11 protein-coding genes are annotated in these 11,634 nt (G+C 45.0%); 5 read left to right on the top strand and 6 right to left on the bottom strand.

Features of this window, described 5'->3' with window-relative positions; all coding sequences use genetic code 11:
- Window positions 1-149 precede the first annotated feature (149 nt).
- Window positions 150-776, bottom strand: a complete 627-nt coding sequence (gene upp, locus L3V33_RS10255) for a uracil phosphoribosyltransferase (RefSeq protein WP_004734318.1) — start codon at window positions 774-776, stop codon at window positions 150-152.
- A 169-nt stretch (window positions 777-945) separates the two neighbouring features.
- Here upp and purM point away from each other — a divergent pair, with 169 nt between their 5' ends.
- The gene (gene purM / locus L3V33_RS10260; RefSeq protein WP_114633890.1) at window positions 946-1,986 is read left to right on the top strand and encodes a phosphoribosylformylglycinamidine cyclo-ligase; all 1,041 of its coding nucleotides are present in this window, start codon (window positions 946-948) and stop codon (window positions 1,984-1,986) included.
- A 120-nt stretch (window positions 1,987-2,106) separates the two neighbouring features.
- Window positions 2,107-2,793, top strand: coding sequence for a phosphoribosylglycinamide formyltransferase (gene purN, locus L3V33_RS10265; protein WP_114633891.1), 687 nt, complete (start codon window positions 2,107-2,109; stop codon window positions 2,791-2,793).
- Window positions 2,794-2,934: 141 nt separating this feature from the next.
- Here purN and L3V33_RS10270 read toward each other — a convergent pair whose 3' ends face one another.
- A complete protein-coding gene (locus L3V33_RS10270) occupies window positions 2,935-3,780 on the bottom strand; it encodes a class II glutamine amidotransferase (RefSeq protein ID WP_017079424.1) in 846 nt (281 codons plus the stop codon).
- A 65-nt stretch (window positions 3,781-3,845) separates the two neighbouring features.
- Window positions 3,846-4,421, bottom strand: a complete 576-nt coding sequence (gene lpcA, locus L3V33_RS10275; protein ID WP_004734322.1) for a D-sedoheptulose 7-phosphate isomerase — start codon at window positions 4,419-4,421, stop codon at window positions 3,846-3,848.
- Window positions 4,422-4,748: 327 nt separating this feature from the next.
- Here lpcA and fadE point away from each other — a divergent pair, with 327 nt between their 5' ends.
- Window positions 4,749-7,214 carry an acyl-CoA dehydrogenase FadE gene (fadE, locus tag L3V33_RS10280; RefSeq protein WP_237290336.1) on the top strand — a complete coding sequence of 822 codons (2,466 nt, stop codon included), beginning with the start codon at window positions 4,749-4,751 and terminating at the stop codon, window positions 7,212-7,214.
- 162 nt (window positions 7,215-7,376) lie between these two features.
- Here fadE and L3V33_RS10285 read toward each other — a convergent pair whose 3' ends face one another.
- Together L3V33_RS10285 and dnaQ are read right to left on the bottom strand one after the other, a co-directional pair.
- Window positions 7,377-8,624, bottom strand: a complete 1,248-nt coding sequence (locus tag L3V33_RS10285; RefSeq protein WP_237290337.1) for a TIGR03503 family protein — start codon at window positions 8,622-8,624, stop codon at window positions 7,377-7,379.
- 9 nt (window positions 8,625-8,633) lie between these two features.
- Window positions 8,634-9,401, bottom strand: coding sequence for a DNA polymerase III subunit epsilon (dnaQ, locus tag L3V33_RS10290; RefSeq protein ID WP_017084141.1), 768 nt, complete (start codon window positions 9,399-9,401; stop codon window positions 8,634-8,636).
- Between the two features lie 56 nt (window positions 9,402-9,457).
- On the opposite strand from dnaQ, the gene rnhA reads away from it, so the two are divergent.
- The gene (rnhA, locus tag L3V33_RS10295; protein WP_004734327.1) at window positions 9,458-9,922 is read left to right on the top strand and encodes a ribonuclease HI; all 465 of its coding nucleotides are present in this window, start codon (window positions 9,458-9,460) and stop codon (window positions 9,920-9,922) included.
- Between the two features lie 78 nt (window positions 9,923-10,000).
- On the opposite strand, the gene L3V33_RS10300 is transcribed toward rnhA, so the two are convergent.
- Window positions 10,001-10,783, bottom strand: a complete 783-nt coding sequence (locus tag L3V33_RS10300; RefSeq protein ID WP_237290338.1) for a class I SAM-dependent methyltransferase — start codon at window positions 10,781-10,783, stop codon at window positions 10,001-10,003.
- Between the two features lie 53 nt (window positions 10,784-10,836).
- Here L3V33_RS10300 and gloB point away from each other — a divergent pair, with 53 nt between their 5' ends.
- Window positions 10,837-11,595, top strand: a complete 759-nt coding sequence (gene gloB, locus L3V33_RS10305; protein WP_171312532.1) for a hydroxyacylglutathione hydrolase — start codon at window positions 10,837-10,839, stop codon at window positions 11,593-11,595.
- Window positions 11,596-11,634 lie beyond the last annotated feature (39 nt).

The raw sequence follows: 11,634 nt of genomic DNA on the forward strand, positions 1-11,634 counted from the left end.
TTTATCGGTAAGGCTGGATTCAAAAAAATCACAACCTAACAAGATCAAAAAAGGGAGAGCATCGAATGCTCTCCCTTTTATTTATACGGCTAATTAAGCAGGTTCAGTTAAATTTAAAACTCTTTGAATTAATTTAAACCGAAACTGAATTACTTAGTACCGAAGATCTTATCACCAGCATCGCCAAGACCAGGAACAATGTAGCCCTTGTCGTTTAGCTTCTCATCGATTGCAGCCGTGTACAGCTCAACATCTGGGTGCGCTTTTTCTAGAGCAGCGATACCTTCAGGAGCAGCAACAAGCACAAGAATCTTAAAGTGCTTACAACCTTTCTCTTTCATAAGGTCGATAGTCGCGATCATAGAACCACCTGTCGCAAGCATTGGATCTACCACTAGAGCAATACGCTCATCGATGTTAGATGCAAGCTTGTTAAAGTATGGTACTGGCTCAAGCGTTTCTTCGTCACGGTAGATACCAACAACGCTGATACGTGCACTTGGGATGTGCTCAAGAACGCCGTCCATCATGCCTAGACCAGCACGTAGAATTGGCACTACCGTTACTTTTTTACCTTTAATTTGGTCAACTTCTACTGGACCGTTCCAACCGTTAATCGTCACACGCTCAGTTTCAAAATCTGATGTCGCTTCGTATGTTAGAAGGCTACCCACTTCTGTCGCTAGCTCACGAAAACGCTTAGTGCTAATGTCACCTTCACGCATCAGGCCAATTTTATGTTTTACTAGCGGGTGTTTCACTTCAACAACTTTCATTTCCAACTCCGGCAATATTTAAACAAACCTGTAGATTATACACGAACTGTGGGGTTATTTCAGAATCTTTATTCTAATAAAAAAAACCGCGCAAACGTTTGCTCTTGGTAATCAAGCCCTGTTAGAATAGCGCCGTTTTCACATCCAACTTAAGTTCGAGGACTATCCCGTGAGTGGTAATACTTCTTCTCTAAGCTACAAAGACGCTGGTGTTGATATCGACGCAGGTAATGCACTAGTAGACCGTATCAAAGGTGCTGTTAAACGCACTCGTCGCCCTGAAGTAATGGGCGGTATTGGTGGCTTTGGCGCCCTATGTGAACTTCCAACGAAATACAAAGAGCCGGTACTTGTTTCAGGTACTGATGGTGTTGGTACTAAACTTCGCCTTGCTTTGGATCTGAAAAAACACGACACCATTGGTATCGATCTAGTGGCAATGTGTGTGAACGACTTAATCGTTCAAGGTGGTGAGCCGTTATTCTTCCTAGACTACTACGCAACAGGTAAGCTAGATGTAGATACAGCTGCAGACGTTGTTTCTGGTATCGCTGAAGGTTGTGTTCAAGCTGGCTGTGCACTAATCGGTGGTGAAACGGCTGAAATGCCTGGCATGTACGAAGGCGATGACTACGATGTTGCTGGCTTCTGTGTTGGTGTCGTAGAAAAAGCTGACATCATCGATGGCACTAAAGTAGCTGCAGGCGACGCACTTATCGCTGTTGGTTCAAGTGGTCCACACTCAAACGGTTACTCTTTAATTCGTAAAGTTCTAGAAGTTTCTGGTGCTGATAAGAGTGAAGAACTAGAAGGTCGCACTATTGGTGAGCACCTACTAGAACCGACTAAGATTTACATCAAATCGGCACTTAAGATGATTGCTGAGCATGACATTCATGCTATCTCGCACATCACAGGTGGTGGTTTCTGGGAAAACATCCCACGCGTACTTCCTGAAGGCACTAAAGCAGTGATTGATGGCAAGAGCTGGGAATGGCCTGCTATCTTCAGCTGGCTACAAGAGAAAGGCAACGTGGAAACATTTGAAATGTACCGCACTTTCAACTGTGGTGTTGGCCTTGTTGTTGCTCTACCTAAAGGTCAAGCAGACGCTGCTGTTGAACTGCTGAAAGCTGAAGGCGAAAACGCTTGGGTTATCGGTGAAATTGCTAACGCTGAAACTGGCGAAGAGCAAGTTGAAATCAAATAAGTGATGCGTTCGCTTACTTAGTTAATCAATGAGGACCTTATGGTCCTCATTTTGCTATTTAGCCCGCAGAAAACCTTAGTTTATGTAAGTACATTGTAAATACTTCAGTTAACCAATCGCATGACCCACTCTATGAAGAACAGCCATTCTATGAATAACAGTCACTCGAAGAAAAACATCGTCGTTTTAATCTCAGGAAGCGGAAGTAACTTGCAGGCAATTTTGGATGCCTGTGACAGCCACACGATTGACGCCTCTGTTAAGGCCGTCTTCTCAAATAAAGCGGATGCTTTTGGTCTAGAGCGTGCAAAATCAGCAGGTGTTGACGCTCACTCGGTGAATCCAAAAGAATTTAACTCGCGTGAAGAGTTTGATCATGAATTGATGGTTCAGATCGATGCTTACCAACCCGACCTGATTGTACTCGCTGGCTACATGCGCATTCTGAGTTCAGAGTTTGTTCGTCATTACGCGGGGAAAATGATCAATATCCACCCTTCTCTATTACCTAAGTATCCTGGGCTCCACACCCACCAGCGTGCTATTGATGCAAAGGACAAAGAGCATGGCACCAGCGTCCACTTTGTTACCGAAGAGCTCGATGGTGGCCCAGTGATCTTACAGGCTAAGGTGCCAGTATTTAAAGATGATGATGCTGACATATTAGCAAGCCGAGTGCTCACCCAAGAACACTGCATTTACCCTATGGTCTGTAAATGGTTTGCCGAAGATCGTTTATCGATGGTAAACGGGCAAGCCGTCTTAGACGGTAAAATATTAGGCAAACACGGTTACGCAGAAGAGTAATTCGTATAGCTATTCTCGCAAAGTAAATCACTAAAGAGCAAGCCCTTAAAAATCAGAAAATAAAAAGGCCGCTTATTGACTTATTGGTTCAGTAAGCGGCCTTTCTTATGTTCGGATCAAAAATGATACTATTCGGAACGTTTAGCTCAATGGCTCAGTTGGTGCTTGGCTTGCAACCTTTTTAGGTGCATAAGCAACATCTTCCAAGGCTTTATGGTTATTGCCGATCAGCTCACCAAAATGAAACAACGCATATTCGCCCGGCTTCATTCTAAACCACTCTTCATTGCATGTTAGAGGCTGAGTTGCTACCACCGTGACCACATCATTCGGCGTGGTCTCTTCTTGGAAGTTTATCTCAACATCTTCATCAATCAGGCTCGCATTGCCAAAAGGCGCGCGTCTTGTTATCCAGTACAAATGATTCGTACAGTAGGTCATCACGTACTCACCATCACTGAGTAACATGTTGAAGACGCCTTTCTCTCTTAGCTGATCACAACACTCAGCGACAAAGCGAAACATACCTTCCATGTCTTGTGGTGGTTCAGGAAAACGATCTTCTAATTGTTTCACTAACCAACAGAAAGAAAGTTCACTGTCCGTCTCACCGACCGGTCTGAAACGACCACTAACCAGATCATCGTAATCCGTTAATTGGCCATTATGGGCGAAGGTCCAGTATCGTCCCCAAAGCTCACGGGTAAATGGGTGAGTATTTTCTAGATTAACGCCACCACGATTAGCTTGACGGATATGACTGACAACAGCTTGACTTTTAATTGGGTAGTTTTGAACCAACTCAGCGATCTTGGATTCACAACTAGGGTTAGGATCTTTAAACGTACGGAAACCCTTTCCTTCATAGAAAGTAATACCCCAGCCATCGCGGTGCGGGCCGGTATTGCCTCCACGCTGCATAAGACCAGTAAAGCTAAAACAAATATCAGTTGGCACATTCGCGCTCATACCGAGCAATTCACACATGGTTTAATCTACTCCCTATCAAAACCAATGGAGCCTAAGTTGGGCCCCAAATGTCTTTAAAACTATTATTCCATTTCTTTTTCAACAAGCTGAATCACAATGTGGATGATCTTAATGTGAATCTCTTGGATGCGGTCAGCGTAACCAAAATGTGGAACTCGAATTTCGATATCGGCACAACCTGCCATTTTACCGCCATCTTTACCGGTTAGCGCAATGGTTTTCATGCCTTTAGCTTGAGCAGCTTCAATCGCTTTTAAAATGTTGGCAGAGTTACCAGAAGTCGATAAACCAAACAACACGTCACCCTTACGGCCTACCGCTTCTACATAACGAGAAAATACGTGGTCGTAGCCAAAGTCGTTACTTACACAAGATAAATGGCTAGGATCTGAAATCGCAATACCAGCGTAACCTGGACGATTTTCACGGTATCGGCCAGTAAGCTCTTCCGCGAAGTGCATCGCATCACAGTGTGAGCCACCGTTACCACAAGAAAGTACTTTACCCTCTTGCTTAAATGAATCTGCAATCAGTTTTGCGGCAGCTTCAATTTGGGCAATGTTATGGTCATCACTCAAGAACTTGTTAAGAACGTCAGCAGCTTCGTTCAATTCACTTTTGATTAGGTCATGGTACATAAGGCTTATCTCTTATTTTTTTGACGCAACTTAAAGTGCGCGAAATGAGAACTGGGGGTTTCCCCCTCTTTATCACTGAGTTTACCCACAAACATGAAATAGTGTCGACACTTAAGCCCAAAGATTGCCACCTTTATTAGCCTGTCGCTGCCGATCCGCCCAAATATTCGCCACCAACCTCTCACAATTAGAACTTTAACTCTATTGAGATCACTTTTTATCCACTTTAGAGTTTTACAAATATTTAATATTTTGTTTACACTTGACTGGTTAGACCTCTTACCTAAACTTAATAACAATAAGTGATCTCTGAAAAGGAAATCGATCATGAACATATTGCTCTCCCTACTCGGCATGACAGCAGTCTTAAGCGTCTGTCTTTACCATAGAGTTAGCCTAGTACGCGCATTAATCGTATTAACCGGCACAATGGTAGCATTAACACTGTTTGGCGGCGTAGCTGTCACTGGCTGGCTTTGTTATCTCTTAGCCATTGCGATTTTTGCTGTACCGGCAATTCGTCAGACCATCATCAGTCAAAAAGCGCTTTCTTTGTTTAAAAAAGTACTGCCTGCAATGTCTCAGACAGAAAAGGAAGCATTAGAAGCGGGTACTGTGTGGTGGGAAGCAGAGCTGTTCAAAGGCAAGCCTGAATGGAAGAAACTTCAAAACATCGCTGACCCGAAGCTGTCTGAAGCTGAGCAAGCATTTTTAGATGGTCCAGTAAATACAGTGTGTGAAATGGTCAATGATTACCAAGTAACGCATGAGCTGGCTGATTTGCCACCAGAAGTATGGCAATACCTGAAAGACCATAAATTCTTCGCAATGATCATCAAGAAAAAATATGGCGGTTTAGAGTTCTCGGCTTACGCTCAGTCTTTAGTACTACAGAAGCTAACAGGCGTTTCTAGCGTATTGTCATCAACCGTTGGCGTACCTAACTCGTTAGGCCCCGGTGAGCTATTGCAGCACTACGGTACAGAAGAACAAAGAAACCACTACCTACCCCGTTTAGCGGAAGGTAAAGAGATCCCTTGTTTTGCCCTAACTAGCCCGGAAGCTGGCTCAGATGCAGGCTCAATCCCTGATTACGGCATTGTATGTAAAGGCGAATGGCAAGGCGAAGAAGTCTTAGGCATGCGCCTCACTTGGAACAAGCGCTACATTACCCTTGCACCTGTCGCAACAGTATTGGGACTTGCGTTTAAATTACGAGATCCAGACGGCCTACTTGGTGACAAGCAAGAGCTCGGTATCACTTGCGCGCTTATCCCTACAGATTTAAAAGGCGTGAAGATTGGTAATCGTCACTCCCCACTTAACGTACCGTTCCAAAATGGCCCAACCCAAGGTGATGATCTCTTCGTTCCTATCGATTTCATCATTGGTGGCCAGAAGATGGCCGGACAAGGCTGGCGTATGCTGGTTGAGTGTCTATCTGTTGGTCGTGGTATCACACTGCCTTCAAACTCAACGGGCGGCATTAAATCGGCTGCGCTGGCAACCGGTGCTTACGCTCGTATTCGTCGCCAGTTCAAACAACCTATTGGTCGTATGGAAGGAGTTGAAGAGCCGCTTGCACGCCTAGCAGGTAATGCCTACGTAATGGATGCGGCAAGTAACCTAACGGTTGCAGGTATCGATCTTGGCGAAAAGCCTTCGGTTATCTCAGCAATTGTGAAGTACCACTGTACTCACCGTGGCCAACGCAGCATCATCGATGCGATGGATATCGTCGGTGGTAAAGGCATTTGCTTAGGTCCATCAAACTTCTTAGCTCGTAGCTACCAAGGCGCGCCAATCGCGATAACCGTGGAAGGTGCCAACATCCTAACTCGTTCGATGATCATCTATGGTCAAGGTGCAATTCGTTGTCATCCTTACGTACTGAATGAAATGGAAGCCGCTTATTCTGAAAGTAGCGATGCACTGGATAAGTTTGATTCAGCGTTAGCAGGACACGTTAGCTTTACGATGAGCAACCTAGTCCGCAGTTTGTGGTTTGGTTTAACTGATGGTCGAGGCTCAGACACGCCAACACCATCTAATAAAGCGGACAAACAGACTCAACGCTACTACCAAAAATTGAACCGCTACAGTGCCAACTTAGCGCTACTTTCTGACATTTCAATGGCCGTTTTGGGTGGTTCACTGAAACGCAGAGAGCGCCTATCAGCAAGATTAGGCGATATCCTAAGCCAACTGTACCTAGGTTCAGCAACACTTAAGCGCTTCGAAAGTGAAGGCAGCCACGCTGAAGATTTACCGTTAGTACATTGGGGTATGCAAGATAGTTTACGTCAGACTGAAGTTGCGATTGATGAGTTCCTAGCGAACTTCCCTAATCCTGTGATTGGTCGCTTACTTCGTGTTGTGTTGATGCCATTCGGTCGCATTCGTCGTGCGCCAAACGACAAACTGGACAGCCAAGTCGCGCACATTCTACAAACGCCAAGCGAAACACGTTCTCGTATCGGCCGCGGCCAATACTTGGAAGCGACTGAATACAACCCAGTGGGTAAGATTGAAAAAGCACTAGAAGTCATTCTTCAAGCAGAACCTCTATTCGACAAAGTCTGCAAAGAGACACATCAAAAACGTGCCTTCTTACGTCTTGATCTTGTCGCTCAATTGGGACTTGAGAAAGGTATCTTAACGGAGAAAGAAGCTGCGTTGCTTGTCAGTGCAGAGGAACATAGACTGTACACGATTAACGTTGACGACTTCTCTCCAGAGGAGCTTGCAGCAAAGTCTCAGTACCCAGACCAATCGATTGATAACGTCGCTTAAGGTCAGAAAAAGAAACAACAACGGGACTCCTATGAGTCCCGTTTTTTTTGGTCATGACATCGTTGTCACAAATTTTAATGCTGACATTCTCGAAGCTTACTTTCTCGAGATTTGTTCTCTCGAAGTTTGCTCTCTCAAGACAACTCCAATGATATAGACAAGTTACTTTGGTGCCTTAAGCTGCATCTCTGGTTGAGCTTTTTTCTTCGCCTTTACCCGACGAACCACAAACCAAATCAATAAACCTAATAGAATCGCGACCACATTACCCACCGCAATAATGATCATACTGCGCTGCCTGTCATCTTCACGCTTCTGAAGTATCATCAACTCTGCTGCGATACGCTTTTGCTCAGCAAGCGCTTGTTCTTGCAGGCGTCGTGACTCCGCTAAATCGATATCTTCAACAACGCTGTACGAGTGCTCGGTAATGGGAAAGATCAGTGGACGTTGGCTTGAGGCATCAGTGGCGTAAACCATCCCCGACCAGTTATAAATCCCCAAATCGCCATTATAAGGCAGCTCTAAAGCGACTTTCATTGCATCGACCTCAGCTTGGCCCTGCTTATACATTTCGTATTCATCCGGAGCTTTGTGTTCAACATGAACCGCTAACGAACTAGGCGCAATCATGCCCGGCTCCCCTGAAACGACAATCGTATGAGGCTGCCCCTCTTTTCGAGACTGAATGAAGGTTGTAGTGATCGGTGTTGGGTACACCAAAACTTCTTGCTCTTGTGCTCGCAGGAACACACCATTGCCAGAAGTAATACGCGCGCGGTATTTACCTGGCTCAATATCAATCGGCAACGACACAGTGAAAACGCCATCTCCGGCTTTTTCATCAAGACCACTGCCATCGTCGGCAAACTCGCCCATCACAACCGGAATTGGGCGCGCCTCTCTCACTAAAGACTCTTCATTTTCAACGAACTTAGTAAAAGTGACCTTAAGTTTCACGCGATCTAAAAAATCACGCAGCACAAGAGGCTTGCCGTCAGAGGTCAAACGAGCCGTAAATTTAATGTGTTCGGTTTGATACAGTTTGTCTGGGAAGTCATTGGCATCCAAAACAAGATGAGATAGTAATTTGATATTGTTCTTAGGTGAGACCTTCCCAACCGCTTGCCAAGGTCCTGGCATCGGTTTGTCGATAGATATGATGTCCATGGACGATTCTTCGTACCAACGGACATTATCAGCATTACGCCAAGCGTAGTATTTCTTGCCATCCGGACGAACCAAAACGACAGGTTTAGAGTTATCGGCTCGATAAATCACAAAGGTGACTTGTTCAATACTGGGATCAACTCGAAAACGGTTGTCCAATAAACTCATTACGGATTCTGTTGCCGCATGTAAGCTAAAGCTTAACAGCAATAAGTAACCGGTAGCCAATACCCTTAACATAGTTTCTCCCTACTGACGCCAGAGGCAGCTTCCGCTTTTCTCGACGAGATCTAAACGACTTTGATGCGCTTCTACTTCATCGGCCGTAGCTCGTAAAACCTTTAGGGATTTTCGACCACTTTCTGCTCTTCGTATACTTTCACCTTCACCTTCCTTTTGGCCTGCGTTAAATTGCAGCGAAGTTTGCCCACCCGTCATCAATAAATAGACGTCGGCTAGGATCTCCGCATCGAGCAATGCGCCGTGGAGAGTACGGTGCGAGTTATCAATACCGTAACGATCACATAAGATATCTAGGTTGTTTCTTTTGCCTGGAAATATCTTCTTCGCCATGGCCAAGGTATCGGTAACTTTACAGTAGTCATCCGTTTTACCTATCGCAGGGTTGAGCTTCTCAAATTCATAGTCCATAAAGCCCGTATCGAAGGGCGCGTTATGAGCTACCAGCTCAGCACCTTTGATAAAGTCGAGAAACTCTTTATGTATGTCTTGGTATTCTGGCTTATCAATCAAGAATTCATCGGTAATACCGTGAACGCCAATCGCCTCTTCTTGAATCGCACGATCGGGCTTTATATAGACGTGGAAGTGACGCCCGGTCAGCCTACGGTTGATGATCTCTACCGCACCAATTTCAACGATGCGATGCCCCATATAGTGAGGGCCACCTTCTGTATTCATACCGGTGGTTTCGGTATCGAGTACAATGATGCGCTTATTTTCGTCCGAACTGTTTTTTTCGTTCGTGTTTTGTTCTGGAGTGCTACTGGTATTCATAAGGATAACTGTGTCAGACTATGCCGATAATGTGCTTGAGGTAATAGTATCAAATCATGACGAAACAAGTTGAAATTTTCACTGACGGTTCTTGTTTAGGCAACCCAGGTCCTGGTGGCTATGGCATCGTACTTCGCTATAAAAAAGTAGAAAAGACACTAGCCGAAGGCTTTACACTAACGACCAACAACCGTATGGAAATGCTCGCAGCTGTCATCGCCCTCCAAGCACTCAAGGAACCTTGCTCTGTGATTCTGACCACGGATAGCCAATACGTTCGCCAAGGCATCACACAGTGGATCCACAACTGGAAAAAGCGTGACTGGAAAACCGCCGACAAGAAACCGGTTAAAAACGCAGACCTGTGGCAAAGGCTCGATAAAGAAACTGCTCGTCATAGTGTTGATTGGCGCTGGGTTAAAGGACACGCCGGGCACCGAGAAAATGAAATGTGTGATGATTTAGCAAGAAACGCAGCGGAAAATCCGACTCAAGAAGATACGGGCTATCAGCCAAGCTAACCGCTTTTTAAATTAGACGCACATTTCAGAAAGCGATTTATAATTTCTCAACCGAATTAGCAGATCAAAAGCCGACAACTAATCGGCTTTTTCTGTTTTCAACGGATATGAAGCTTTAGTTGAATCCATGGTACGACGCGTATTGGTTCTAAAGCTTGCTCCAACCGGAGAGAAACGTCGCTTAAGGTGCCAATGTGGCTTGATAGGCTTAAGTGGGTAAGTTCGTTTACGAGCAACAATAAAGTATTGGCTACCAGCAAAGGAAGCACAGCCGCCCAAGCTGTTCTCTAACCACGTCCACATCGCCTGATACTTACTCATCGGAAATAGTGCATAGGTATCGCAGTGAATCACTTCGTAGTTCAATACACCTAACCAGTCTTTAATTCGGTTTGGCGTGTACATACGTCCACTCCAAGGCAAGCTGTTCTTTCGCCAAGGCAGTAAACTTGCTAGTCCGGTAATACTAAACGGATTGAAGCCAGTAATAATGATATAACCATCGTCCATCATCACTCGGTCGACTTCTCTCAATAATCGATGCGGGTCATTGCTATAATCTAACTGATGACTCAGCACCACAACATCAAAGCTTTTCTCCAAAAAGGGTAAATTATAGACATCCGCTATCACATTATGTAATGGGTTCTGGATATCTAGGTTTACTTGATGTTGAATGTTGCATGTGCAGCTAGAAATCTCACTACTGAGACCGCCAAGCTTGAGCATATGGTAACCAAATAGCTTTGGGCACCACTCATCGAGTCGAGTTTGAATAGATTCTCTCAACCAGTCCCCATTGTGCAATTGTGCCCAAGTGTAAGGACGCTCAAACTTCTTTCTGCTACGTGCTGGCTTCATCAATAACCTGTCTCACTTATTCTGTCTCACTAAAAGTGACTGGAGAATCAATAATGTTACATATCAAAAGCATACCTGCATTTAACGACAATTACATCTGGCTGATTCAAAATAGCGATCGCCGTTGTGCTGTCGTCGACCCTGGTGATGCGGCTCCAGTATTAGAGTACTTAGCACATCATGAGCTAACTTTAGATGCAATCTTGATTACACACCACCACCATGATCACATTGGTGGCGTTCCAGAACTAGTCAGACAGTTTCCAAGCATCGATGTTGTGGGTCCAAGGAATGAACCAATCCCGACCTTAACTCACCCCGTTGATGATGGTGATCAATTAGAATTGTTTGGTGAAGTCTTTTTAGTACTCGGGCTCAGTGGCCACACAGCTGGTCACATTGGTTATGTAGGCGATGCCAAACTATTTTGTGGCGATGTGATGTTTTCAGCAGGTTGCGGTCGAATCATGGAAGGCACGCCACAGCAAATGTTTGATGCACTGAACAAGATCACAGCACTTCCTCAAGAAACCGAGGTTTACTGTGCTCATGAATACACCGCCGCGAACATCGCTTTCGCATTAGCGGTTGAGCCTGACAACCAACATTTGCAGCAATATCGCGACCAAGTAAACCGACTGCGAGCTCAGAATAAGTCGACCATCCCCACAAATTTGAGACAAGAGAAGTTTGTGAACCCTTTCTTGCGCTATACCGAGCCAAGTGTAGTGAAATCAGTATCTAATCGTACTGAGCAGACCGATCCTTTATCGGTATTTACCGCTTTACGTGCGTGGAAGAACGAATTTTAACAAATACAGACTTGTCACTCATAGGGGGTGGCAAGTATT

The sequence above is a fragment of the Vibrio sp. A2-1 genome, assembly GCF_021728355.1.
In the GTDB taxonomy this organism is placed as follows: Bacteria; Pseudomonadota; Gammaproteobacteria; order Enterobacterales; family Vibrionaceae; genus Vibrio; species Vibrio splendidus_K.

Excerpts from the sequence above, each read along its gene's own strand:
- L3V33_RS10285 (WP_237290337.1), bottom strand. The coding sequence starts at position 8,624 with ATGTTAAGGGTATTGGCTACCGGTTACTTATTGCTGTTAAGCTTTAGC.
- gloB (WP_171312532.1), top strand. The coding sequence starts at position 10,837 with ATGTTACATATCAAAAGCATACCTGCATTTAACGACAATTACATCTGG.
- upp (WP_004734318.1), bottom strand. The coding sequence starts at position 776 with ATGAAAGTTGTTGAAGTGAAACACCCGCTAGTAAAACATAAAATTGGC.
- purN (WP_114633891.1), top strand. The coding sequence starts at position 2,107 with ATGACCCACTCTATGAAGAACAGCCATTCTATGAATAACAGTCACTCG.
- lpcA (WP_004734322.1), bottom strand. The coding sequence starts at position 4,421 with ATGTACCATGACCTAATCAAAAGTGAATTGAACGAAGCTGCTGACGTT.
- dnaQ (WP_017084141.1), bottom strand. The coding sequence starts at position 9,401 with ATGAATACCAGTAGCACTCCAGAACAAAACACGAACGAAAAAAACAGT.
- L3V33_RS10300 (WP_237290338.1), bottom strand. The coding sequence starts at position 10,783 with ATGAAGCCAGCACGTAGCAGAAAGAAGTTTGAGCGTCCTTACACTTGG.
- rnhA (WP_004734327.1), top strand. The coding sequence starts at position 9,458 with ATGACGAAACAAGTTGAAATTTTCACTGACGGTTCTTGTTTAGGCAAC.
- fadE (WP_237290336.1), top strand. The coding sequence starts at position 4,749 with ATGAACATATTGCTCTCCCTACTCGGCATGACAGCAGTCTTAAGCGTC.
- L3V33_RS10270 (WP_017079424.1), bottom strand. The coding sequence starts at position 3,780 with ATGTGTGAATTGCTCGGTATGAGCGCGAATGTGCCAACTGATATTTGT.